The organism is Serinicoccus chungangensis (genome assembly GCF_001483745.1).
Taxonomy (GTDB): domain Bacteria; phylum Actinomycetota; class Actinomycetes; order Actinomycetales; family Dermatophilaceae; genus Ornithinicoccus; species Ornithinicoccus chungangensis_A.
Genome location: NZ_LQBL01000008.1, coordinates 18,113 through 42,320, shown reverse-complemented (window position 1 = coordinate 42,320; position 24,208 = coordinate 18,113). Strand labels below are relative to the sequence as shown.

Sequence of the window (24,208 nt, the reverse complement as noted above, 5' to 3'; positions counted from 1 at the left end):
CGTCGATTGAATCTCGAGTCGGAGAATCAAACGAGGCTCCCGATGTGGCAGGTGAGGACTCGCTGGGGGCAGCAGAGAGCCTGGGTCCGACAGATGATCTGGGTACTTCCCCTGAGCCAGGGGGCGGCGGTCATTCGGAGTCAACCGGTGTGGCAGTAGCCACAACCGACACGACTGATGGCGGGCAGAGACCCGAAGTGGTGCTGCCAGATGTGCCTGAGCTGACCCTCCCCTCGGGGGTAATACCGGGAGATGACGAGGCCCAGGTCTGCGCAAAGATTCATGACAGGATCGAGGTGTACCGTGCCGCGGCTGTAGAAAATGAGGTCCCAGCAGTCATGCAGTTACTGCCCGCAGTCGAAGATTTCGAGTTGGAGGTCTACTCGGCGGCAGAACAGCACGACTGGGGTGACCAGATTATCGAGCAGCTGACCATCGCTAGACGGGAGTGGTCGACGGCGCTAGCTGCCCTCAGTTCGGGTGATGAGTCCTTGGCTGACGAGCACGCGGCGGAGGCGCTCACCCATCTAGACGCTGCCCTAACCGTCGATTGCCCTTCCTGATCTTTGGCTGACACCGCGCGCGTCAGGATGGGACCAGACCTCATCGGTGCCCCGGTTCGTGCTGCAGGGCGAGGCCGGATCGGTCCTAAGGTGACGATGACACCTATCGATGTCGGCACCGATGGGGGCCATGTCCGCTACTGAATGACCAGCGAAGGCGCCGAGGCTGGTGACTCAGCGCAAAGCCCCGATCTTGGGCGGGTACAGAGCGGTCGACCGCGGCGAGTATGGCGCTCCTGCGCATGGAGGTCTTGGACCGATCATAGATCTTCGAGTGGCGCCCGGCCCTAGGCCGAGGCTGGCCCGCGTGAGGGCTGCCTGGGTCTGGTGCGCAGGTCACCCGCTCTCGGGGCGCCCCAAGTCAGCACGGGCAGACGGACTTGGCCGCCGGACGGCACCAGGAGAGCGGTACTTCTCGCAATACCGTTCGCGTTTGGCAAAGATTCCCGGAAGGGCTGCCGCAGACTGCTAGCGTGCGGTGAACCCACCCGGTGGCCTGCCGTGTCTCACTGGGTCGCGAGCCTGGCCCACAGCCTGGCGGAGCGCGTAGTCGATCCTGGAGGCTCCGTTGACTGGCATATCTCTGCACACCCTCATCGCTTCCGTGCGGCAAAGTAGGGCTGTGGCTCTTGTCGCCCTCTTAGCACTCTGCGTACCGGGAGTGGCTATCGGCGCGTCTGTTGGCGTGGCTGAGAATGTTTCGATCGCATCCGACGATGGCCTGCAGGTGGTGGGCCCCGAGCTGGTTGTTAATGGGAGCTTCGACGCTGACGTCCGAGGTTGGAAGACTAATCTTTCGTCGACGGTCCTAGAGTCTACTGATGGTGGCAGGGGCGACACGCGCGGCGCCATGCTGTCCGCTCCCACCACCGAGAATGTTGTCCTCAACGACCTCGAAGCGACGGTCGTAAAATCGTCACCACTGGTCACGTACCGCGCTTCTGCTTGGGTGCGCTTGCAAGGTGGGGGGGAGGTGAGCGGGCAGATTCGGGTGCGCGAGGTGGGGCCATCATCGGTCAGCCAGCATCGCCAAGCATTCGCGCTGACATCCAAAGATTGGACACACGTAACGATGGATCTACAGAGCGGTCTCGCCGGTAGTTCTTTCGACTTGAACGTGATGGCATGGGAACTGGCGCCAGGGCAGGCGCTTGTCGTTGACGACGTGAGCCTTCGGGAGATACCGGTGACTGCTCCTCGATCGCGCACCCCAGGCGGCGTCCTTAGTAACGGCTGCGCCTACTCGACGCGGGGTATCCCCAACTGTGGTGCCTATTTTGGCGCAACCTATGGCGCGAACACTGACCCGTCAGAGTTTGAGCGCGAGCAGGGACAGCATCTCGGAATACGTCGAACGTTCTTCGGACCTGGCCAGGTGTCTAGTGCTGTCCGTGTGGCCAAGAGCGACTTGGCGGCCGGGCGTCTTCCATGGATCAGCTTCAAACTGCCACATTCGTGGGAGGACATGTCCAACGGGAAGGGAGATGCCTGGGTTAGGGAACTAGTCTCTCAGCTCGATGAACTGGATGGTCCAGTCTGGCTGGCTTTCCATCACGAGCCCGAAGGTGACGGTCCGATTCGGGAATGGGTCGCGATGCAGCAGCGCCTATCACCGATGGTGCGCGACGGTGCGGACAACGTCGGGTTCACCATCATTGTCACAGGGTGGCACCAGCTGTATGGGGAAAAACAGTACTCATTCGACAGCATCTGGCCCGGCGACGAGATGGTAGACGTCTTGGGAGTTGACATCTATCAGCATTACGGAACAGTCAAGAATGGGCAACGAAACCTAGACTGGGTGGACATGGGCAGTCACTACTTTCAGCATGTCTCAGCTTTTGCGCGTAAACACGGTACAGATTGGGCCTTGGCCGAAACTGGCTACACTGAGATGGCCCACTCTTATCGTCCTAATTGGATGCGTGAGACCTATAAGTCTATGGTACTCAACGATGGGATTGCATTTTCCTACTTCAACACATGGTTAAACAACGAGATTGGAACGTGGCACCTGCGACACGTAGAGAGGCAAGATGCGTTCGGGGCGGTGCTTCGCGGTAGCCCGCATATGGTCGACCCGTCGTCTCCGCCGCCTCCGCCCGTCGTTGAGCTGCCAGCTCCGGAGTTGCTGCAGCAAACGGGTGTGCCCCCAGAGCGTCGCGTTGGACGCAACCCCTGAGCCGCACGGAGGTTGGTCCGAGATCGTTGAAGTAAACCCAGCACACGCCTTTCGCTTGCAGACGCCGAGACGAGCCAACTCTCACGGCGAGCGCTGCTAAGTACAGTCTAATGGCTGCCGACCGTCACCGCGATCGCGGCGCAAGTCGGGCGGGACAAGTCGACGATCTCTCGAGAGCTGCGTCGCAACGCCGGCAAGCAGGGGTACCGACCCTTCGAGGCCTTCCGGACCGCCACCGGCCGATGCGGTCGTCACCATCGACGGCGCGTGGAGAGCAACGCCGAGCTGCGACGAGTGGTCGGGAAGCTGCTGGCCCAGCGGTGGAGCCCGCAGCAGATCAGCCGACACCTGCGGGCCCGGTTCCCCGACGACCCTGGGATGCAGCTATGCCACGAGAGCATTTATCAGGCTCTTCGTCTTTGAGGGTGGGGTCATAGGTTCAGTCCTCCGCCGATGAGGAGCATGCGCAGGCGGTAGTTCTCGAAGTTGGTGAGGCCTCGGGCGATGCGCCGGTGGAGCTCGATGAGACCGTTGATCGCCTCGGTGCCGCCGTTCGTGGCGCCGGTGTCGAAGTAGGCCAGGAACGCTTCTTTCCACTTGCGCAGGGTCCGGCCCAGGCGGGCGATCTCGGGGATCGGGCAGGAGGGGAAGGTCGCGACGATCCGCTCGGCGATCTTGCGCCCCTCTGCCTTGTCGGCCTGCTTGTACGCGGCGCGCAGCTGCTGGGCGCACTGCCAGGCCAGGTCGACCACCTCGTGCTCGGCGCGGGCGGCGAACGCCCGCTCGATCCGGCCCCGCTGCTTGTCGGTCAGGTTCTCGGCCCCGGCGCGCAGGATCGTCTGGATCCCGTACAGCGGGTCGCCCTTGCGGCCGCGGTGACCGGTGGTCGCCTGCTGCACCCGCCGCCTCACCTCGTCCACGCACTTCGTGCCCAGAGCGACGACGTGGAAGGCGTCCAGGACCGCGGTCGCGTCGGCCAGCTCCTCATCGATCGCGGCCCTGTACCCCTGGAACGGGTCCAGGGTCGCGACGTCCACGCCGGCGGTGAAGCCCTCGCCGCGAGCCGCCAGCCAGTCGGCGTACGCAGCCCGGGTTCGGCCCTGGACCAGATCGAGCAGACGTGCACTGACCTGCCCGTTCTCATCGACGGTGAGGTCGACCATCCCGGTCAACTCCTTCGGACCACGCCCGCCGTCCTCGGGCGCCTTGGTGGACACGTGGTGCCACACGTGCTCATCGACCCCGAGGGTGACCACCCCGCCGAAGCGGGATTCGTCGTCGGCCGCGGCGGTCAGGATCGGCTTGATCGCCGACCACACGGTGCGCCACCGCACCCCGAGCTGGCGGGCCACGCCCTGCACCGAGGCGTGCTCGGAGCGGATCTGGCCGATCGCCCACCGCGCGGCGCGTGTCGTCAGCAGCCCCCGTGGTCGGGCCAGGCCCGGTTCCTGCTCGGTGAACGTCCGCACCGGGCAGCCGTCCTCCCGGCACCGGTAGCGACGCTTGCGCCACAGCAGCACGACCGGGGTGTCGAAGCAGGGCGCGTCGACCAGCCGAACCACCCGGCGGCTGTGCGCCTCGGCCACCGTCCCGCAGGTCGGGCACCCCGCTGGTGCCGGTGCTGACTCGACGGTCACGGTCAGCAGCTGCTCGCCGCGCTCGACCGCGGTCACGTGCAGTTCCTCAAGTCCCAGGAGGAGGTCGCAGGTGTCGCAGTACGCGCCGCCGGCGCCCAGGGCAGGGCAGGACGACGTAGGGTGATTCACGTCGAGGTCCTTGGAGATCAGGAGAGGTAGAAGTCCTCTGATCATCGGGGACCTCGACCCCCATCACCCCCTACACCCAGCGCGTCGGCGCGCCCCCTTCACCCCACCCTCAAAGACGAAGAGCCCCATTGGGCCACTCGCCACGACCTGCGGATCGCGATCGTGACCTGGATCGAGCGGACCTACTGTCCATGGCCGTGGCAAAGTCCCCACTGGTGGCCACGGGAGGTCCCCGCTGGTGGCCAAGTAAAAGTCCCCACCCTCTGCTCGTGTCGTCCATGAGCTGAGCCCCTGGACGGTGAACGGTGGCGGTGTCAAGCCAGTCACCGCACCGCCCAGGGAGCTCCATTGAAGAACATGAGGGAAGAGTTGGACATCATCACCGCCTACCAGAAGGTGGGCACCTACCGCGGGGCCGCCGACATCTGCGGCACCACGCACAAGACCGTCAAGCGGGTCGTGGAACGTCACACCGCCGGTCAGGGCCGCCCGGTCAGGGCGCCGCGGCCGGCGAACTACGAGGCCGTGCGCGCGCTCGTGGCCGGGGACGTGAAAGACACCCGGGGCCGGATCAGTGCCAAGCGGCTGCTGCCCACGGCCCGCGCGGCGGGGTTCACGGGCTCGGCGCGCAACTTCCGCCGCCTCGTCGCCCAGGAGAAGACGCGGTACCGCAGCGAGCACGGACGCCGGCACCGGCCGGCGTCGTGGTCCCCGGGTGAGCACCTGGTCATCGACTGGGGCGTGATCGCCGGCGTGCACGTCTTCGCCGCGGTGCTGGCCTGGTCGCGGTTCCGGTTCGTCCGCCTCGCCGCCGACGAGAAGGCGGCCACGACGATGGCCATGCTGGCCGAGTGCTTCGAGGTCCTCGGCGGCACACCAAGAGTGGTGCTCGCCGACCGGATGGGCTGCCTGAAGGGTGGCGTGGTCGCCAACCGGGTCGTCCCCACGGCTGAGTACGTCCGCTTCGCCACGCACTACCGGTTCCGGCCCGACTTCTGCGAGGCGGCCGACCCGGAGTCCAAGGGCATCGTGGAGAACCTGGTCCGGTACGGCAAGGACGACCTGGCCCTGCCGCTGCTGCTCGAGCACGCCGGCGCCGGTGGCCTGGCCGCCGGCGCCGCGCGGGTCCTGGCCGACCTCGGTGCCGCGAACGAGCGGGCAGCGGCATGGTGCCAGGAGGTCAACGCCGCGGTCCATTCCGAGACCTGCGCGGTCCCATCCGACCGGTTGGCCACCGAGGTCGACCTGCTCACCGAGCTGCCCTCGCTGCGCCCGGTCATCGGGCCGGCGCCGGTCACCCGCAAGGTCGACAAGCTGTCCACGATCCGCCTCGGCTCGGCCCGGTACTCGGTTCCGACCGCGCTGATCGGCACCCAGGTCGGCGTGCTCGTCGATGGCACCCGGGTGCTCGTCCTGGACCCCGGCACCGGGCAGGTGCACGCCGAGCACCCCCTCGTGGCGCCCGGTGAGGCCTCGGTCCTGGACGAGCACTACGGCGGTGCCCGCCCCGCGGCACCGGTGCGGGCGATCCGCCCGCGGTCCGCGGCGGAGAAAGAGTTCTGCGCGCTCGGCCCGGCCGCGCAGGCGTTCATCGCCGGTGCCGCCGGGGCCGGGCACACCCGCCTGGGTCCCGAGCTGGCCGAGCTCAACACCCTGACCGCCGCCCACGGGCAGGCCACGATGGTCGCCGCGCTCGAGCGAGCGACCGCGTTCGGGCGGTGGAAAGCGGCCGACGTCCGCTCGATCCTGGCCGCCGGCACCGGGCTCCCGACCCCGCGCCCGGCCGGGGACGCTCTCGTCCTCGACCTGCCCACGACTGCGGGACGGTCGCTGGCCGAGTACGCCCCGGCACCGAAGGCGGTGTCCTCGTGAGCGCCTCGACCGTGCCGGTGCTGGATGCGGACCTGACCGCGGGGCTGCGCCGGCTCAAGCTGGCCGCGATGCGACAGCTCGCCCCCGAGCTGCTCGTCACGGCCAAGACCCAACGGTGGTCGCCCGAGGAAGTGCTACGGGCACTGGTCGAGGCCGAGATCGCCGCCCGGGACGCCTCCAACGAGCGAGCACGCCTCAAGGCCGCGGCGTTCCCGGTGCTCAAGACGATCGAGGACTTCGACCTGGCCGCCTCCTCGATCCCGGCCCCGACCTGGGCGTACCTGACGTCCCTGGAGTGGGTCCGGGCCAGGGAGAACGTCGCGCTCATCGGGCCCGCCGACACAGGAAAGTCGCACACCCTCATCGCCCTGGGTCACGCCGCCGTCCTCGCCGGCCACCGGGTGCGGTACCTGACCGCGGCCGACCTGGTCGAGACGCTCTACCGCGGCCTGGCCGACAACACCGTCGGCAAGACCATCGAGACCCTGCTGCGCAACGACGTCGTCCTCGTCGACGAGATCGGCTTCGCACCCCTGGACGACACCGGCGCCCAGCTGCTGTTCCGGTTCGTCGCCGCCGCCTACGAACGCCGATCCCTCGGCATCGCCTCCCACCACTCCTTCGAGGACTGGGGACGGTTCCTGCCCGAGCACACCACCGCCGTGTCCATGCTCGACCGCCTCCTGCACCACGCCACCACCGTGCTCACCAACGGCCAGTCCTACCGCATGCGCCAAGCACGTCAACGCCGAGGAGGTGAGCTGCCCACCCCCTGATCAACCCGCAGAGGGTGGGGACTTCCACCTGGCCAAAACCGGGGACTTCCAACTGGCCGTTGACACCTACCACCGCCGCCGACGCCAAGCCGCTCTCGGCCGGTTGACCCCCATCGAGTACGAGACCATCATGACCACACCAGCCGATCAGGTTGCGTGACTAACCACTGTCACCTGATCGTGCAGCAGTCCCGCTAGCATGGGTGCGTGCGAAGGCAATCAGAGTCGAGGTCTCTCAGTTCGCGGCGAAGCGGGCCCCTGCCTTCGGTACGCGTAGGTGGGGTGCGTGTGGCAGACCTTCGCGCGGCGGACGTCGTGCGGGAGATCGTTCAGTCGCCAAGAAGGCCGGCCTCACTTGCCTTCGCGTTCCATGTCGGTGGACTGTTGGAGCTGTCCAATCCGCATTTTCGTGAAGCCATGGACGCGGCCTCGCTTGTCTACGCTGACGGAATTGCGATCGTACTGTTGGCTCGCATTGGCGGAGCTAGAGTCATCGAACGGGCGCCCACAACAGACATCGGGATATCTATTCTCCGCGAAATGGCGAAGACGTTAGAGCGCCCTGTTCGCGTAGCATTGATAGGAGGGCCCCCGGGTCTCGCTGATTCTGCAGCGTCAGTCCTGCAAGAAAAGTCGCCAGCGCACACCGTTTTTACTTCCCATGGATACTTCTCTGACGACCTCGAAATGCTGGACTCGTTGCGCGAGGCGAGGCCCGACGTTATCTTTCTAGGTCTGGGGATGCCGCTCGAGGCCGTGTGGAGCGTTCAGAACCGATCGGAACTTCCGCCCTCCATCGTTGTGACATGCGGTGGCTGGTTCGGCTTCTTGGCAGGTGAAGAACGACGGGCCCCACTGGTTTTGCAGCGCCTTGGGCTGGAGTGGGTTTACCGCCTGAAACAAGATTTTCCTCGTCTCGCGGGCAGGTACAGTAGGGGGCTACTGATGTCGATTTCGCTCATACCCTCGCAGTTGAGAGTCCGCCGATACACACGTGGTCGCAGTCTCTTTTCATCGCTCACGACAAGAAGGAATGCGACGTTGCGGGGTTGAAATCGCTGATTCCCATTAGCGATTGAGCCGTTCGCGTTGCAATGGCACGACTCTCAGGTAGCATGTCATCCTCCAGTTCCAGGAAGTAGGCGGTAGTCATGCGCGGTCAGCGGCCCGCTTCGCTTCGTCGAAGATCTGGCAGAACCGCCCTATTGGTGACCGGCATGCCACGGTCTGGGACAACTTGGCTGGCCCGTCTGCTGGCGGCGTCCCCCGAGGCAGCCTTGACCGGGCGTGAGCCAATGAACCCCAGAGGGCGGCAGTACGGCCTCGCGGGAACTCTTTCCCGATGGACACGCTTAGAGGAGCCCAGTCTTCGGCAACGGGTTGCCCTGAGATCGTCGTACGCAGGACTAAACCTGGCCGTCTATAGTCGCTACGGGCGGAGCCAGTGGTTGGCTCCCCTGCCTGCCTTCCGGGTTGTCGTGAAGGACCCATTCGCCATGTTGTCCATTCCTACCATAAGGCGGGTCACCGGCGCGCAGGCTATTCTCGTCTATCGTCACCCAGGTGCCGCATTGGCGAGTTATAGGCGAATGGGATGGTCACCAGACCTGGATGAGTTGGCCCTGGCACTGTCCTCATTCGCCCAAGGCAACCGATTGTCGGAGGCCCTCGGCCCTCCGCCGTCGAACGACGACACGGTTGCGGCAATGGCGTGGTTCTACAATGCACTATACGGCGTAGCTCTGGCAGATCTGCGCCGCGAGCCCAGCACCGTCGTGGTCTCTCACGAAGAGTTGGCTGGCGCCGGGATGCCGGGTGTTCGCACACTGTTCGATCGGGTTGGCTTGGCCTTGGGTGCGGGCGTAGAAGCCGATCTGAATGCAAAGGGGGGCGCATCGACGGCGGCTTCTTCGCTCCACAATTTTCATCGGTCCCCTGAACTCGTCGCGCGAGAATGGCACCACAAAGTCACGGACAGTGAACGGCGGCGCATCGAGTCCCTCACGGGTACGACGACAGCCGCTCTGGAGGCTGCCCGCCTCCCCGTAGGCTAGGTCGCCGCTACCGCGCTTCCAGTCGATAGCCCCTGTGTCTGACCGGAGTGATGACGTTAGCAGTCCCTGCGTTGCGCAGTTTCAGTCTGAGCCGGCTGATGTGTGACTCAAGGGCCCGTGCGGAATAGTCTTCGCCGAGCGCGCGCTTGATGTCGGACCTTGCCACAGCCCGACCCGCTTGGAGCGCGAGTGTCTGGAGGATCGCAAATTCCGACTTGGTCAGATGAAGAGGGATATGCGCAACGGTGGCGATGTGACGATCAGGCGAGATTTCAAGGTCCCCAACGTGAAGAGAGCGTGGACTTTTCGCCGAAGGGGCCATGCGTGCCAGCCGCTCAGCCATGGTCTCAAGATCTTCTCGAGACGCGGGGAGGCTCAGGACATCGCAGACTCCACGCCTGCGAAGAGTGGACCTATGTCGGTCAGAGATGGACTCCACCAAGACGGTCGTTGGCACGTCGAACTCTTGCAACCATCGCTGTACATCGAGCAGTGGTGTCGTGACGGGCCCCCCGTGGATCACTGTGGCTTGCCGTAGGCCTTGCTCGAGTTGCAGGCGAAGCCGATCAGGGGACAGCAAATCTACCTCCGACCCTTGATGACGCAGCACCTCAGAGGTCAGGCGCAGAGTGCCCGGATCAGATTGCACGGGAACCAGCCACATGTGAGGGGTCACGACTCTCCTCTGAACTAGCCGAGCGTTGCCCGGGTAGCCCTAGTAATTCAAGCGATAGGCTACCCGCACTTGCGATCTGTGGCTAGATCGAATGGGGCCGGCGGTCAATCAGAGCGGGGTCGGGGCCACCGCCCGTCCATTCAGCACACCCAGTGCTGCTCCGGGAGGGCGTGCGACAGGAAGTGGCTCATGGCCTGGGTGTAGGCGTAGGCGCCGGTCTGCCCGAACATCACCACGTCTCCCGGGCGCAGGTCCACCGGGAGGTCACCCGTGCCCACCCGGTCCAGCGAGGTGCACAGCGGCCCGGCCAGCGTCGTCGTCGCCCGCTCGCCGTCGACGACGCCTTCGCCGGGGCGCACGGCCAGGGTGGGGAACGACTGCCCGGTCAGCAGCGGCCGGAGCAGGTGGTTGATGCCGCCCTCGAGCATGACGAAGCGCTCGCCGCGGGAGACCTTGGTGCGCACGACCCGAGCGGCATAGACGCCGGTGGGTCCGGAGAGCCAGCGGCCGGGCTCGAGCAACAGCTCGCCGGTGAACCAGTCGTTCTCGCCGAGGATGCGCCCGAGGCCCGCACCGACCGCCCGGACGTCGAGGTTGGGCTCGGTCAGGGCATACCGGATCCCGAGACCGCCGCCGAGGTCGACGAGGTCGAGCTCGCGGCCCAGCAGCTCCTGCAGCCGTCGCCCGATGCGCAGCGCCGTCCGGTGGTTGGCCAGCAGCCGCCCGGCGTCCAGCTCGTTGCTGGCCGAGAAGACCTGGAGCCCGCGGATCTCGACCCGCTCGAAGCGCGCGGCCTCGGTCACGAAGGCCTCCAGCACCTCCTCGTCCACCCCGAACGCGCTCGGCCCGACACCACCGATGATGCTCGCCACCTCGGACACACCCCCGGCAGGGTTGACCCGGACGTTGACCGCCAGCGGGGTCTCGCCGGTGTGCAGGGCGTGCAGCCGCGCGATGTCCTCGATGCCGTCGACCTGGACGCGGGCCCCGGCGAAGAGGGCGGCCTGCAGGTCGCGCTCGGTCTTGGCGGGGCCGGCGAAGACCATTCCGGCGCCGGTGCCGCCGGCGGCCAGCGCGGCCGACACCTCACCGGCGCTCGCGCAGTCGAACCACGCGCCCCGGCCGGCGAAGGCCTCGAGCAGGGGCAACCCGGGGTTGGACTTCACGGCATACGCCAGGCGGACCCGCGCGGGAAGGGCGGCGCGGAGCCGGTCGAAGCGCTCGCGTGCCGCCGCCAGGTCGTAGGCGAAGAACGGGCCAGGGTGCGAGGTGGCCAGCTCGTCGAGCCTCGCCTCGTCGAAGGCGAAGAGGTCAGTCGTCGCAGCGGTCAAGATCATGCCTTCCACCAGGGCGCCAGGCGCCGGAGTCCTTCCTCGAGCGCGTCCACCGGACCACCCAGGCTCACGCGGAGGAAACCCGCTCCTCGCGGTCCGAAGGCGGTCCCGGGGATCGTCGTCACCCCGGCCTCGTCGCGCAGGCGCAGGGCGAACGCCTCGGTGACAGCAGGGTCGTCGCGCGAGGTGGAGTCGTCGTCGAGGTCGTGGGGCAGGGCGAGCCAGAGGTAGAACCCGGCCCTCGTCGCCGTTCTGGACATAGGAATGTGGTGCCCGTCGCCCAGAAAGCTATGTCCATTTCCCCCGGGGGCCAGTCGCTCGACCGCGTCCCAGCGCAGGCGGAGCTGCTCGCGCGCCGCGGGCAGCACCTCGCCCGCGGCCCCGAGCAGCGCGAGCGCCGCGCGCTGGGAGAGCCGCGACGGGGCCGTGGTCATCGCGTTGTGCACCAGCCGGGCGGGCGCGAGCACCTCGGGCTCGCCGGTCGCCCAGCCGATCCGCAGTCCGGGCGCGCCGAAGGCCTTGCTCATCGACCCCAGCACCACGCCCGTGTCCGTGACATCACGCAGCGAGGCGGGCGGCTCGTCGACCCAGAGCTCGGCATACACCTCGTCGCTCACGAGCAGCACGTCGCGCTCCGCGCACGCCTCGGCGACCCGCTGGAGCGCGTCGGCAGAGGCCAACCCGCCGGTCGGATTGGCGGGGTGGTTGAGCACGACCAGGGAGGTATGCCCGTGCTCGCCCAGCACCGCGAGCAGCGCCTCGGCGTCGAGGTCGCCGTCCGGGCGGAGCGGGTAGCCGACGGGCGTCGCGCCGCACAGCCGGGCGAGGGTGGGGTAGGCGACGAAGCCGGGGTCGGGCACGAGCACGGCCGATCCGGGCTCGGCATACGCCTGGAAGAGCGCGAAGAGCGCCGCCTGGCTGCCGGCGGTGACCATGACCCCGTCCGGACCGACCGTGTCCGAACCGCGGGCCTGGGCGTAGCCGGCGATCGCCGCCACCAGAGCCGGGTCGGAGGTGTTGGGCCCGTAGGACAGGTCGGCCGGACCCTCGTCCGGACGCACGGCCTGTCCGGTCGGCAGCGGCCACCCGGGCTCGCCGAGCCCGAGGTTGATCGCGTCCGGCGGGGCTCCGAGCGCCATGCGTCGGATGGGTGACAGGCCCTGGCCCGCCACCCGCGAGGCCGTCCTCACCGCAGCGACTCCTCGAGCGCCGTGGCGGCGTCGGTCGCGGCGTCGCGGTACTTCACGATCACGGGGGCGTAGAGCGAGAGCCCGAGGACGTCGGCGTAGTCGCCGCGCGCCGGGCGGGAGCCGGGCACGACGACGGCGCGCTCGGGCACCTCGCCGCGCAGCTCGCGCTGCTCGACCAGGTCGTAGATCGTCGTCCCCGAGGTCAGCGTGACGCCCGGTGCCAGCACGGCACCGCGACGCACGACCACGCCCTCGTAGAGCCCGCACTGCGCCCCGACGAAGACGTCGTCCTCGACGACGACCGGGCGGGCACCGACCGGCTCGAGCACCCCGCCGAGCTGCACGGCGGTGGACAGGTGCACCCCTGCACCCACCTGCGCGCACGAGCCGACGAGGACGTGGCTGTCGACCATCGAGCCTGCACCGACGTGCGCCCCGGCGTTGACGTAGCTCGGCGGCATGACCACCACGCCCGGGGCGAGGTGGGCACCGCGGCGGACCGAGGTCCCGCCGGGCACGAGGCGTATGCCGTCGCCCGCCGTGATCCGGCGCGCCGGCACGAGCGACTTGTCGACGCTGCCGCCCGGCCAGTCGAGCTCGACGGTCTCGCTGAGCCGGAAGGCGGCGAGGATGCCGCGCTTGACCCAGCCGTGCGCCGTCCAGTCGCCGTCCGCGGACCGGCTGGCGGCCCGGATCGAGCCGTCCTCCAGCCCGGCGAGCAGCTGCTCCACATGCTCCACCGTCGGGTCGATGCCGCTGCCCTCGGCGAAGACCTGGCGCAGCGAGGTGCCGTCGGTCGTGTCCTGCTGAGTCATGGACTCCATGGTGCCGACGGTGCTCACGACGCCAGCGCCGAGGTGTCGTGCGGGACGGCGACCCGCTCCGGCAGCCGTCCGATCGACGCCGAGTCGCTGCGGCGGGAGGTCTGCAGGTCGGCGAGCGCGGTCTGGACCTGCGACCAGGTGTCCGGCTCGGCGGGGGAGAGCGGCAGCCGTACCTGTGCGGTGGCCAGGCCGAGGCACGCCAGCGCGGCCTTGACCGGCACCGGGTTGGTCTCGGCGAACATCGCCGCCATCGTCGGTGCCAGCAGCGCAGCGCTCTCGCGAGCGAGGGGCAGATCACCGGCCATCGCGGCGTGCACGAGGCGCCGGGTCTCGGTCGGCACCACGTTGGCACACACCGAGACCAGCCCCTGCGCGCCGACGGCGATGCCGGCCAGCGCGAGGTCGTCGTCCCCGGCGAGCACCGCACGGCCCTGCGGCGCCTCCTGGCACATCCGGGCGATCTGGCGCAGGTCGCCCGAGCTCTCCTTGATCGCGACGACCTGGTCGATCTCCCAGATCGCCCGCAGCGCCTCGGGAGTGATGTTGCAGCCGGTGCGGCCGGGCACGTTGTAGGCGATGATCGGCAGCCCAGGCGCCGCGTCGGCGACGGCGCGGTAGTGCGCCACCAGGCCACTGACCTGGGGCTTGTTGTAGAACGGCGTGACGACGAGCAGGGCGTCGGCACCGGCGGCCGCAGCCTGCCCGGCGAGCTCGCAGGTGCGTTCGGTGTCGTTGTGCCCGACCCCTACGACGACCGGGATGCGGCGGTCGTCGCGGCGGGCCAGCTCGACGGCCTGGCGCACCAGCGCGTGCCGCTCGACGTCGGTGACCGTGGCGGCCTCGCCGGTGGAGCCGAGGACGACCAGCCAGTCGATCCCCCGCCCGTCGGCGATCACGTGCTCGACGAGCCGGCCGAAGGCGTCGTGGTCGACAGCGGGCTTTCGCGAGCCGCCCACGGCGTCGGTCCCGGTCGTGAACGGCGTCGCCAGGGCGACGCCGAGACCGGTGAACGGTGCTGCGGTGAGGCTGGTGCTCATGCTGTCTCCTTCAGGTGGTCCTCGGCGAGGTCGTCGAGGGTGAACAGGCCCGGTCCGGGCCGGTCGGTGAGCCAGAGTGCGGCCGTCAGGGCCCCGGTGGCGAAGAGGTCGCGGTCGTGCGCGGTGTGCCGGAGGGTGATCGTCTCGGTGGGGGAGGCGAGGGTGACCTCGTGCTCGCCCACGACCTCCCCGAGTCGCAGGCTGGTGGTCTGGACGTCCGCTGCGCCGGCACCGGCAGCGTCGGCCAGCGCGTCGCGCAGGGAGAGCGCGGTGCCGCTGGGTGCGTCGACCTTGTGGCGGTGATGGGTCTCGGTGACCGCGAGGTCGACCGGTATGCCCGCGGCGCGGTGCGCGGCGGCATACCCCCCGAGCAGCCTGCTCACGCGGCGGGCGAGGGCGACCCCGAGGGAGAAGTTCGGTGCGACGAGCACCCGCACGCCCAGCTCGGTGTCGAGCAGCGCGGGGTCGAAGCCGGTCGCGCCGACCACGAGATCGGTGCCGCTGCGCTGCGCCCACGCGAGGTGCGCGGCGACGGCCGTGCCGGTGCTGACGTCGATCGCGACGTCCACCGCCTCCCGTGCCTCGGGGTCGCTGCTCCGCACCGCCCAGACGACGTCGACGTCGTCCCGGGAGTCGGCGAGCCGCCGGATCGCCGAGCCGAGGCGTCCGGTGCCGAAGAGTCCGATGCGGGTGGGCACCGGACGAGTATGTCGGCGCTCACGGAAGCCTCGCAAACGGCGTTTTCGCAGGTCAGGGCGTATTTCCTGCGGATCAGCGCGCAGGCCGGACGATCTCCTGCGGGGCGGCGGTCAGGGCTCCCCGTCCTCCCGCACGAGGCGACGAACTTGGTACGCCGCGCGGCTCTCAGAGAAGGGTCAGGGCTGCACGAGGCCGGTCTTGTAGGCCAGGGCCACGAGCTGGGCGCGCTCGGAGCTGCCGGTCTTCATGAGCAGCCGGGAGATGTGCGTCTTGATCGTCGCCTCGGAGACGTAGAGCTGGCGGGCGAGGTCGGTGTTGGAGGGCGCGTCACCCATGAGCTTCAGCACCTCGAGCTCGCGCGGGGAGAGCAGGTCGAGGTCCGGCAGCCCCCGGGCGTCCCGCGGTGCCGTGTCGCGCAGGGTCTCGATGACCTTGCCGGCCACGCTCGGGTCGATCCAGGACTCACCCGCGGCGACCTGCCGGATCGCGTCGGGGAGCCGGCTGGGGGCGGCGTCCTTGAGCATGTAGCCCGACGCTCCGGCCCGCAGCGCGCCGTAGAGCGCGTCGTCGTGGTCGAAGGTCGTGAGCATGAGGACGGTCGTCACGGCCCCCTTCTCCGGACACTCCTGCACGATCCGGCGGGTCGCCTCGATGCCGTCCGTCCCCGGCATCCGGATGTCCATGACGACGACGTCGGGCGAGGTCTGCTCGGTCAGCGCAACCGCCTCGTCGCCGTCCGCGGCGAGGCCGACCACCTCGATGTCGCCGTGCACGCCGAGCAGCATCTCCAGGCCCTCGCGGACCTCCTGCTGGTCGTCGGCGATCACGACCGTGATGCTCACTCCCGCCCCGCCGTGCCGGGTGCCGGCCGCTCGGCCGGGCCGCCGCTCGTGGGCGGCCGCACCGGCAGGACGGCGGTGTTGATGAACTCCTCACCGGACCACCCGGCCTCAAAACTCCCGCCGACGAGCCCCACCCGCTCGCGCAGCCCGCGGAGCCCGGTGCCGCCGTTGGGCGTCGCCGGACGCATCCCGTGGCTGGCGCGGGAGCGGACCTGCACCTGCAGCTCGGTGTCCTGCCACGCGAGGTAGACGTCCACGAGCGCACCGCGCCCGGCGTGCTTGAGCGCGTTGGTGAGCGACTCCTGCACCACCCGGTATGCCGCCGCGCCCACCGACGGGTCGACCGTCCGCGCGTGTCCCGAGCGGTGGACCTCGACGATGAGACCGCTGCTGCGCGGCACCTCCACCAGGGCGTCGATGTCGTCCAGCCCGGGCTGGGCGCTGGGGGCGTGGTCGAGGTCGAGGCTGCTGGGCAGGTGGTCGTGGATCTGGTCCTCGCGCAGCGCGCCGAGGAGCCGGTGCAGCTCGCGCATGCTCTGCGCCCCGGTCGACTCGATCGTGCCCAGGGCGCGCTGGACCGTGTCGAGCCGTGCGTCGTCCGGTGCGTCCTTCGCGACGGACTGGCTCATGGCGCGGGCGCCGGCGGCCTGCATCATCATGGCGCTGACCGAGTGGGCGACGATGTCGTGCAGCTCGCGGGCGATGCGTTGCCGCTCGGCGTGCGCGGCCTCCTCGGCGCGGACGTCGATCTCACCGTGCAGGTCCCGGTTGCGCTCGTGCGAGAGTCGGTCGCGGGTCGCGACCCCCCAAGCGGTCATCACGACGACGATGAAGAACACGCCGGGGAAGATCCAGTCGAGCGGCGTGGGGTCGTCGTAGGACCTGTGCACCGCGAGCACCACCATGGGAACCGTGGTCAGGGCGATCCCGAGGGCGAGCAGCGAACGGCGCAGGCTGCCCCGTCGCGATGCTGCGTGCAGGGCGACCAGGACGCAGAAGAGCGGTTGCGCCGTGGTGAAGACCAGCATGGCGGCGATCGAGATGCCGGTGGTCGCCAGCAGGACCGGTAGCGGATAGCGCCTCCTGACGAAGAGGAGAGCGACCATGACGAGCACGGGTGGCGCCATGGCCAGACCCGAGATCTCCATGCCGCCGAAGGTGCGCAGCGGACCGGACAGCACTCCGGCGGTCCCGAGGTCGAGCAGCCCGGCCGTCAGCACGGCCAGCACGTTCGCCGCCTGACCTGCTCGTCGCCAGTGCTGCTGCGCCGGGGTCCGTCGTACCTCAGGAGCAGTGCCGGTCACGACCACTCCTTCCGTGGTTCGTCATCAACGCAGATGACGGGTCTAGCACATCGAGGGGAAGAGCTTGCACCACCACGGCTTCGAGGTGAGCGTGGCCAGACCGGCCGCCGTCGGCTCCGGCTCGGTCCAGCCGGGGACGGCGTGAGCGAGGCGGAGCGCCACCATACTCTCGCCGTTTTCGGCGGAGAGCACCTCGACGACGTCGATGCGGTCGTGCCCGTCCCTGTCGCCCCCTGCCGCGACAGGGGCGGGCACGACATGCAGCGGAAGGGTCGGGGCGGGCTCCCTGTTACCCACCCGCATCACGGCGAGGTCCGAGGTGACCAGCTCGGCCTGACCTAGGGTCCGGCCAGAGTGTCCCTCTGCATCTCCCTCGACGACACGCACGTGATCCTGTGACTGCACGCGCCCCAGTCTGGTGTGGTCACCAGGCCGGGGCGTCATCCTGCAGACGGATTTCCGTGAGGTCAATGGCGGAGACCGTCGGTCCTGCGGGGGACTCAGGGCCGGGAGCCGCCGCCCATTCCGCCCATGCCCATCTGCGCATACTCACCCGCCGTCGCCGTGGCGACTTCCGTGCCGCCGGCGGTGACGGTATACGTCTCTCCGGCCACCAGGTCGGCGGTGGACAGCACGAGCGAGGCGGTGTCCTTGGTCACCGCGACCTCGGCGACGACGGCGCCGTCGGCGTCCGTCACGGTGAGCGTCTCGCCGGCCGCAACCGAGCCGGACAGGGCGGTGGCGATCGAGGCCTGCTCGCTGTCGGTGGAAGGTGCCATCATCATCCCGGCGCTGCCCACCGCGGTGAGGGTGCCGCCGGAGAGGAGGAAGTCACCGTCGACGTCCACGGCGCCGTTGCCGTCCATCGTGGGTCCGTTGACCACGACCGTGCCGCCGGTCATCGTGACCGTGCCGTTGGAGTCGAGGCCGTCACCGTCCGAGGTGAGGGTGAGCTCGCCGCCACTGATCTCCACGCTCGGCGTGACCGTGTCGGAGGCGGCGTTGAGCGCGTCGTCGCTCGCGGTGACCTCGGTGGTGCCGCCCTCCACGACGATCCGGGCCGACTCGAGTCCTTCGAGCGACTGGGTGACGGTCAGGGTGCCGTCGACCAGGTCGATGACGTTCTCGGCCTTCACGGCGTCGTCACCGGCCGCGACGGTGATCTCGGTCGAGTCACCCGAGACGGCGATGATGCCGGTGCCGTCCTCGGTGTTGTCCGACTTCAACGCGTCGCCGTTGGCGGTGACGGTGAGGGTGCCGCCCTGGATCGACAGGAAGTCCTTGCCGCGGATCCCGTCGTCGACGGCGTTGACGGTGATCTCACCGGAGAGGATCACCAAGCCGTCCTTGCTCGTGATGCCGTCGGCGCCGTAGCTCTCGACGGTCAGCGCCCCGGTGCCGGCGATGGTGAGGTCGGCGGTGGAGTAGAGCGCCGCGTTGGGCGCGTCCACCTCCTCGCCGGTCTCCTCATCGACGCTTGCCTCGGTCTGGGCATACGTCTCGGGGTCGGTCAGGGCGTTGTCCGAGCCGTCCGCGAGCACGACCGTGGCGTCCTCGGCGGAGCTGATCTGCAGCGCCGACCCGAGCGAGCTGGTGATCTCGACCCCGTCGAGCACGACGGTGACGTCGTCCTCCTCTGGCACGTCGACGACGACCTGGCCGTCGGTCAGGGTCCCGGAGAGGACGTAGGTGCCGGCCTCGGCGATCGTCACCAGGTCGGTCCCCTCTTCGGTGCTGCTCACCTCGACGCCGCTCCCGGCGCTGCTGCTGCCGCCGTCGTCGGCCAGCTCCACCGACACCGCGCTCGCCGCGTCGTAGTCGGCCTCGTCGCCGTCGGCGTGAGTGGTGAGGCCGACGGTGCCGATCGCCTCCTCGGTGTCCTCGCCGGCGGCCTCGTCGTCCTCGGGCGCCGCGGCGCTCTCCTCGGCCGTGCCACTCGTCTCCTCGGTCGAGCCCTCGCTGTCGGAGGTGCTCGTGCTGACGGTGCTGCCGGCGGCGGTGGTGCCGGTGGTCCCCTGGACGCCGCAGCCGGCGATCAGGGCGGCGACGGCGAGGCTGGCGGCGGTGGTGCGCAGGCGGGTGCGGGTGGTGCTCATGGTGGTTCTCCTTCGGTGGGTGGTGGGTCAGGCGGCCAGCGGGCCGGTGGTCGAGAGCAGGCGGTGCCAGCGGTGCGCGGGCAGGGTCGGGTCGAGCAGAGCCAGGCCGTTGGCGAACTTGCTGATCCGCACCGGCCGGTGGCCGGCGGCCCAGAGCGCGCGGTCCAACGAGGTCGGGGTGGACCCGCCCTTGGTCTCGACGATGGCGACGCCCTCGGGCGCCAGCTCGGTGCCGTCCGGCGAGGTCCAGCGCAGCGCCGTGTCGATCGTGGCTCGGGCGCCGTCGGCGAGGGCGAGCGTCGTCCTGCGGTATGCCGTGTCGAGCGCGGGCGCCGCGTCCCAGCCGTCCCCGGGCAGCGGCACCCCCTGGTCGCGCAGTGTGCGCGCCACGAAGCCGGCCGCGTCCGCGGTGAGGGCGGACGGCATACCCACGGGGTGCGGCTGGCGCGTCTTGACCGTGGTGCCGCGCGGGCCGCGGGTCTTGACCTCGAGCCAGCAGGTGCCGGTGTCGAGGTAGGAACGGGTGCGCACCTTCCAGCGGCGGCGGCGCGCGGTCGCCGTCGAGCGGTAGCTGGCGCGGTCGGTCGTGTCGAAGTAGGTCGAGGCGTAGTCGAACCGGCGCAGGCCCTCGATCTCCAGGACGCGGGTCCCGGCGGGCAGGTCCGTGAGGGCGGCGTCGACCTGGGCGGTGGTGAGGAGGTACTTGCGGTCCACCCGGGTGAGCAGGGCCGACTCGGCGACCAGGTCCGTCAGCGAGATGGGGGAGAGGCTGGCGAGCGGGCTCATCGGGCGACCGCCTCGCGGGTCACGGAGGCGCCGGCCGGGGCCTGCACCGTCGACGAGGTCCCGCCGGACGCCCGCCAGCCGACCTCGACCTGCGTGCTGTCGTTGACCAGGTCCAGGCGCACCGTGCGGGCGGTGACGACCTCGCCGCCGAGCAGCGCCCCCAGCCGGTCGTGCAGCTCGTCGGGGTCGGTGACCGCCCGGTCGAGCACGACCAGCTGCTGCTGCAGCTCCTCCTGCGGCCCGGCGACCCGCGGGTGGTCGCCGACCGCGAGGGCGAGCACGACGAGCGCCATGAGGCCGATGCCGACCACGAGGCTGGTCACCCCGACGCCACCGAGCAGACCCAGGGTGAGCGCGGCGAAGTAGTAGGCGATCTCGCGCTGGCTGAGCTCGCTGGAGCGCAGCCGGATGATCGACAGGACGCCGAAGAGCCCGAGGCCGAGACCGACCGTCGCGGCTGAGGAGGTGAGCGCCATGCTGACGGCCAGCACCCCCACGTTGACCCCGAGGAAGGCCGGGACCAGCTCGGTGCGTCGGTGCCGGGGAAGGTAGATCGCGAAGGTCAGCAGGACGATCGCGAGCAGGTCGACGGCGGGCAGGATCAGGGCGTTCATGGGTGCTCCTCGGGGGCGGTGTGCGGTGGTGTGAGTCCATTCCGCCGCCCGGGGCTATGTGCCTGCTGTGAACCGCCGGTGCGAGATGTATGAGGTGTGGCAGGCTTGCCCCCACGTCGGGTCGGCCGGCGGTCGAGCCGGGTGAGGAGAGCCATGGAGCGCGAGCAGATCGATCTCGACACCGAGGGCGTCGGACGGGGCGCGGTCATCCGCTACGGCCACTGGGGCCGGCCGGTGCTGGTCTTCCCCTCCGAGGCCGGCCGGGCGTGGGACTTCGAGAACAACGGGATGCTCGACGCCGTCGCCCCGCTGCTGACCGACGGACGGATCAAGCTCTACGCGGTCGACTCCTTCGACCACCTGACCTGGAGCGACAACAGCCTGCCGACCGAGGAGCGGGCGCGCCGGCACGGGGCATACGAGCGCTGGATCCTGGACACGGTGGTGCCCCTCGTCGACGAGGACTCACCGGGGCACGACCGCATCGTGACCGTCGGGGCGAGCATGGGCGGCTTCCACGCGGTCAACTTCGCGCTCAAGCGGCCCGACGTCTTCGGCGTCGGCATCAGCCTGTCCGGCAACTTCGACCCCAGCTCGTGGCACGGGTGGGGCGAGCTGGGCGAGGCGACCTACTTCTCCAACCCCACGGCCTACGTCGCGGGCATGGAGGGCGAGCACCTGCAGTGGGTGCGCCAGCACGCCAACATCCTGCTCGTCGTCGGGCAGGGAGCCTTCGAGGTCCACCCGACCCAGTCGCTTCCCGGCGCGCACCGGATGGCGGGCATCTTGGCCGACAAGGGCATCCCCCACGAGCTCGACCTGTGGGGGCACGACAGCGCCCACGACTGGCCCTGGTGGCGCAAGCAGCTGGCCCACCACCTGCCCCGCTTCTGCTGAGGTCGGACCGGTCGGGAGCGCCCGTCAGCCGACCGGTGGCCCGAGGCGCAGCAGCACCACGAACACGACGGTGACCGCCACGAGAGCGACGGCCGCCCACACCAGCGGGCGCCGCAGGACGCCGTGCAGGGCGCGTTCGGGGAGCGTGCGGGCCACGCCGTCCTCCCGCAGCCGCCACTCGGCCGGCGCCAGCCCCCGACGGCGCACGGACTGCTCGAACGGGATGGTGACGAAGGGCGGCACCGCGCTGAAGAGCCCCAGGACGAGCGTCCTGGCGCCCCAGCGCTGGTCGACGGCCACCACCACGACCACCACGCAGTAGGCGAGGAAGACGAAGCCGTGGATCGGGCCGGCGATGCTCACCCCGAGGTCGGTGGTCCGGGTGAGGTACTTCAACGCCATCCCGATGAGCAGGAGCGACCAGGTCACCGCCTCGGCGTCGGCGAGTACGCGGAGCAGCCGGCCAGGTCCAGGAGGGGTCACGGTGCCAGTGTCGCCGACCTGTCGCGGACGCTGTGCACGGGCTCCGTGACGGGGCCTGCGGGAGGCGCTAACGTTCCGGTCATGGCCAACGACGTGCGCACCCACCTGATCGGTCTGCTGCTCGGCGCGGAGGAGGACTGGCCGCGCGCCTTCGAGTCGATCATGTCGCTGGTGGGCCCGGTGCAGGCCGACGGCGCGACGCACTCGATCAGCAGCGAGCGCGTGCGGATCCATCCCTTCGACCTCACCGACCCGGTGCGCCACGGCCTGGTCATCGACCGCCTGGCGTACTGGTACTACCACCCCCGCGAGTGGCTGAAGAAGGCGTCGCTCATGAACGACACCTACCTGCTCAACAGCCCGTTCACCTTCCAGTCGATGGAGAAGCACAGCGCCTACGTCGCCATGCTCCGGCTGGGGATGAAGATCCCCAAGACCGTGCTGGTCCCCTACAAGAACCCGATCGACAACGTCCGGTGGGCCTACACCGCCGCGAAGTACAACGACCCGTTCGACCTGGAGACCATCGCGGCCGACATCGGCTACCCGCTGTTCATGAAGCCCTTCGACGGGGGCGGCTGGCGCGGCGTCTCCAAGGTCAAGGACGTCGAGGGGCTGCACAAGGCCTACGACGAGTCCGGCAACATGCTCATGCACCTGCAGGCGACGGTCGACTACGACAAGTTCGCCCGGGCCCTGACGATCGGTCCGGAGACGATGGTCATGGACTTCCGGCCCGACGAGCCGATGCACAACAGGTATGCCGTCACCCACGACTTCCTCTCTCCGCAGGCCGGGTGGGAGGCCGAGACAGTGAGCAAGGTCGTCAACGCCTTCTTCGGCTGGGAGTTCAACTCCGCCGAGATGCTCGTCGCCGGTGACGAGGTCTACCCCATCGACTACGCGAACGCCTGCCCGGACGTCGCGATCACCTCCCTGCACTACTACTTCCCGTGGGCCATCACGGCCCTGGTCCGGTGGTCGACCTACTGCCTCGTCACCGGCCGCAAGTCGGCGATCGGCGTGCGCAACCCGCGGGACTACTTCGCCATCGGGGACGACCCGGACCGCACCTACACCGAGAAGATGCAGGCCTACCGCGAGCTCGCGGACGCCGAGTTCGAGACCGACCGCTACTGGGAGTGGTGCGAGCAGCACCTGGCGCACCTACCCGAGCGGGTCATGGACTGGGTGGCCTCCGAGGACTTCGACCGCCTCCTGGTGGACACCGTGCGCGGCCACTACCCGGCGCACGAGCACGAGAAGTTCATCGCGCACTTCCGGGGCCTGACCGGCATGTGGGTGACTGACCAGAGGGGGTGAGCCGCGCCCGGTGGCCGGTCCAGCAATTCGCGGCTAGCATGACGCAACTTCAATCAAGGAGAAGACCCCGTGACGGTTTCTCGTATCGTGCGCGTATCGGCTGCTCTGTTCTTCGCAGTGACGTGCGCATCTGCTAGCTCAGTGAGCGCAGCGACCCCCCCTGTGCGTGACGTTCACGTTGAGGTGAATGGGTCCCCCGAATCAGGTCGCCCGGTGAGCGGACTGTCCAACATCGGCACGTTACCCGTGACCGTGGACGTCGCCAAGCTCGATGGGGGAACAGCACGGGTCGATAGAGACCGCGCTGGCGACGTCGCAGTACGCCTACCGGCATTCCAGCAGGGCAGCTCTATGCCGAGGGCCGTCGTGAGAGTGAGGCACCAGGCGAGGAGTGGTGACCCTCTGGCACCAGGCACCAAGGACTTTGCCTTCGGCGCGTCTTTCAACCTCGACCGCGTGTCCACGGGATCCAAGATCGACAACGGCAACAACATCATGCAGCGAGGGACGTGGGGCGAGTCCCAATACAAGTTGCAGGTCGATGATGATCGTCTGACGTGTCGTGTCTCTGGGTCCAGGGGAGCCGTCTTCGTCAGGTCCTGGGTCACCGTTCAGCCGGGCAGGTGGTACGACGCGACCTGCGAGCGATCCGGTACGGCAGTGACTCTGACGGTGACGGAGCACCTCGCGGGGGACAAGACGAGAATCGGCACGTCGACGGGCCGGGGTGCGACCGGCCATCTGTCGTGGTCAAACCGGTCCACCCCCCTGTCGATCGGCGGAAAGCTCACCGCAAGCGGACAGGTCGTGAAGGGCAGCACGGACCAGTTCAATGGCGTCGTCAGCGATCCCATGCTGGACATCGATAACTGAGATGTAGTCGAGGTCCA

General features: G+C 69.0%; 24 protein-coding genes. 10 read left to right on the top strand and 14 right to left on the bottom strand.

From position 1 onward, the window contains the following. Positions 1-212: 212 nt before the first annotated feature. The 3 genes from AVL62_RS16935 (at position 213) to AVL62_RS18195 (ending at position 3,168) form a co-directional block, all read left to right on the top strand. Complete coding sequence (locus AVL62_RS16935) at positions 213-563, top strand: hypothetical protein (RefSeq protein ID WP_161937831.1); 351 nt, start codon at positions 213-215, stop codon at positions 561-563. A 685-nt stretch (positions 564-1,248) separates the two neighbouring features. Continuing rightward, positions 1,249-2,745, top strand: coding sequence for a carbohydrate binding domain-containing protein (locus tag AVL62_RS16495; RefSeq protein ID WP_161937830.1), 1,497 nt, complete (start codon positions 1,249-1,251; stop codon positions 2,743-2,745). 114 nt (positions 2,746-2,859) lie between these two features. Further along, positions 2,860-3,168 carry a helix-turn-helix domain-containing protein gene (locus AVL62_RS18195; protein WP_083518686.1) on the top strand — a complete coding sequence of 103 codons (309 nt, stop codon included), beginning with the start codon at positions 2,860-2,862 and terminating at the stop codon, positions 3,166-3,168. Positions 3,169-3,176: 8 nt separating this feature from the next. Here AVL62_RS18195 and AVL62_RS04080 read toward each other — a convergent pair whose 3' ends face one another. Continuing rightward, the gene (locus tag AVL62_RS04080; RefSeq protein ID WP_058890401.1) at positions 3,177-4,418 is read right to left on the bottom strand and encodes an ISL3 family transposase; all 1,242 of its coding nucleotides are present in this window, start codon (positions 4,416-4,418) and stop codon (positions 3,177-3,179) included. Positions 4,419-4,859: 441 nt separating this feature from the next. On the opposite strand from AVL62_RS04080, the gene istA reads away from it, so the two are divergent. The 4 genes from istA to AVL62_RS18185 all read left to right on the top strand — a co-directional run bounded on the left by istA (position 4,860) and on the right by AVL62_RS18185 (position 9,213). Next, a complete protein-coding gene (gene istA / locus AVL62_RS04075) occupies positions 4,860-6,383 on the top strand; it encodes an IS21 family transposase (RefSeq protein ID WP_083518670.1) in 1,524 nt (507 codons plus the stop codon). Continuing rightward, complete coding sequence (istB, locus tag AVL62_RS04070) at positions 6,380-7,159, top strand: IS21-like element helper ATPase IstB (RefSeq protein ID WP_058890399.1); 780 nt, start codon at positions 6,380-6,382, stop codon at positions 7,157-7,159. Before istA ends, istB begins: the two co-directional genes overlap by 4 nt. Positions 7,160-7,576: 417 nt before the next feature. Then, complete coding sequence (locus tag AVL62_RS18190; protein ID WP_083518668.1) at positions 7,577-8,212, top strand: WecB/TagA/CpsF family glycosyltransferase; 636 nt, start codon at positions 7,577-7,579, stop codon at positions 8,210-8,212. Between the two features lie 98 nt (positions 8,213-8,310). Next, the gene (locus AVL62_RS18185) at positions 8,311-9,213 is read left to right on the top strand and encodes a sulfotransferase (RefSeq protein WP_083518667.1); all 903 of its coding nucleotides are present in this window, start codon (positions 8,311-8,313) and stop codon (positions 9,211-9,213) included. Positions 9,214-9,220: 7 nt separating this feature from the next. Here AVL62_RS18185 and AVL62_RS18180 read toward each other — a convergent pair whose 3' ends face one another. The 12 genes from AVL62_RS18180 to AVL62_RS04015 form a co-directional block, all read right to left on the bottom strand. Next, on the bottom strand, positions 9,221-9,535 hold the full coding sequence (locus tag AVL62_RS18180; protein ID WP_419177482.1) for a winged helix-turn-helix domain-containing protein: 315 nt from the start codon (positions 9,533-9,535) through the stop codon (positions 9,221-9,223). Positions 9,536-10,029: 494 nt separating this feature from the next. Beyond that, positions 10,030-11,226 carry a hypothetical protein gene (locus AVL62_RS04065; RefSeq protein ID WP_058890398.1) on the bottom strand — a complete coding sequence of 399 codons (1,197 nt, stop codon included), beginning with the start codon at positions 11,224-11,226 and terminating at the stop codon, positions 10,030-10,032. Further along, positions 11,223-12,362 carry a pyridoxal phosphate-dependent aminotransferase gene (locus AVL62_RS04060; RefSeq protein WP_153011655.1) on the bottom strand — a complete coding sequence of 380 codons (1,140 nt, stop codon included), beginning with the start codon at positions 12,360-12,362 and terminating at the stop codon, positions 11,223-11,225. The genes AVL62_RS04065 and AVL62_RS04060 overlap by 4 nt, the downstream gene beginning before the upstream one ends. Positions 12,363-12,409: 47 nt before the next feature. After that, entirely contained in the window at positions 12,410-13,228 is an 819-nt protein-coding gene (locus AVL62_RS04055) for a 2,3,4,5-tetrahydropyridine-2,6-dicarboxylate N-succinyltransferase (protein ID WP_083518684.1), read from the bottom strand. 23 nt (positions 13,229-13,251) lie between these two features. Continuing rightward, positions 13,252-14,274: a 4-hydroxy-tetrahydrodipicolinate synthase gene (dapA, locus tag AVL62_RS04050; protein ID WP_058890396.1), complete on the bottom strand. Its 1,023-nt coding sequence runs from the start codon at positions 14,272-14,274 to the stop codon at positions 13,252-13,254. After that, the gene (locus AVL62_RS04045; protein WP_058890395.1) at positions 14,271-14,972 is read right to left on the bottom strand and encodes a 4-hydroxy-tetrahydrodipicolinate reductase; all 702 of its coding nucleotides are present in this window, start codon (positions 14,970-14,972) and stop codon (positions 14,271-14,273) included. Before AVL62_RS04045 ends, dapA begins: the two co-directional genes overlap by 4 nt. Positions 14,973-15,149: 177 nt before the next feature. Continuing rightward, positions 15,150-15,800 carry a response regulator transcription factor gene (locus AVL62_RS04040; protein ID WP_235585522.1) on the bottom strand — a complete coding sequence of 217 codons (651 nt, stop codon included), beginning with the start codon at positions 15,798-15,800 and terminating at the stop codon, positions 15,150-15,152. 11 nt (positions 15,801-15,811) lie between these two features. Further along, on the bottom strand, positions 15,812-17,119 hold the full coding sequence (locus AVL62_RS04035; protein WP_153011654.1) for a sensor histidine kinase: 1,308 nt from the start codon (positions 17,117-17,119) through the stop codon (positions 15,812-15,814). 42 nt (positions 17,120-17,161) lie between these two features. Further along, positions 17,162-17,374: a hypothetical protein gene (locus AVL62_RS16930; protein ID WP_153011653.1), complete on the bottom strand. Its 213-nt coding sequence runs from the start codon at positions 17,372-17,374 to the stop codon at positions 17,162-17,164. Positions 17,375-17,619: 245 nt separating this feature from the next. After that, positions 17,620-19,215 (bottom strand): carbohydrate-binding domain-containing protein, encoded by a 1,596-nt coding sequence (locus tag AVL62_RS04025; protein WP_058890391.1) that lies wholly within the window; start codon positions 19,213-19,215, stop codon positions 17,620-17,622. A 27-nt stretch (positions 19,216-19,242) separates the two neighbouring features. Continuing rightward, a complete protein-coding gene (locus tag AVL62_RS04020) occupies positions 19,243-20,001 on the bottom strand; it encodes a polyphosphate polymerase domain-containing protein (RefSeq protein ID WP_058890390.1) in 759 nt (252 codons plus the stop codon). Continuing rightward, on the bottom strand, positions 19,998-20,615 hold the full coding sequence (locus tag AVL62_RS04015) for a DUF4956 domain-containing protein (RefSeq protein WP_058890389.1): 618 nt from the start codon (positions 20,613-20,615) through the stop codon (positions 19,998-20,000). Before AVL62_RS04015 ends, AVL62_RS04020 begins: the two co-directional genes overlap by 4 nt. 153 nt (positions 20,616-20,768) lie before the next feature. Between AVL62_RS04015 and AVL62_RS04010 the strand changes: the two genes are divergently transcribed. Beyond that, positions 20,769-21,512 (top strand): esterase family protein, encoded by a 744-nt coding sequence (locus AVL62_RS04010; protein WP_058890388.1) that lies wholly within the window; start codon positions 20,769-20,771, stop codon positions 21,510-21,512. Positions 21,513-21,536: 24 nt separating this feature from the next. Here the strand turns inward: AVL62_RS04010 and AVL62_RS04005 are convergent, their stop codons facing one another. After that, positions 21,537-21,995 carry a DUF3817 domain-containing protein gene (locus AVL62_RS04005; protein WP_058890387.1) on the bottom strand — a complete coding sequence of 153 codons (459 nt, stop codon included), beginning with the start codon at positions 21,993-21,995 and terminating at the stop codon, positions 21,537-21,539. Positions 21,996-22,076: 81 nt separating this feature from the next. Here AVL62_RS04005 and AVL62_RS04000 point away from each other — a divergent pair, with 81 nt between their 5' ends. Both AVL62_RS04000 and AVL62_RS03995 read left to right on the top strand, forming a co-directional pair. Then, positions 22,077-23,318, top strand: a complete 1,242-nt coding sequence (locus AVL62_RS04000) for an ATP-grasp domain-containing protein (protein WP_058890386.1) — start codon at positions 22,077-22,079, stop codon at positions 23,316-23,318. Positions 23,319-23,531: 213 nt separating this feature from the next. Further along, entirely contained in the window at positions 23,532-24,191 is a 660-nt protein-coding gene (locus AVL62_RS03995) for a LamG domain-containing protein (RefSeq protein WP_058890385.1), read from the top strand. The last annotated feature ends 17 nt before the right edge of the window (positions 24,192-24,208 follow it).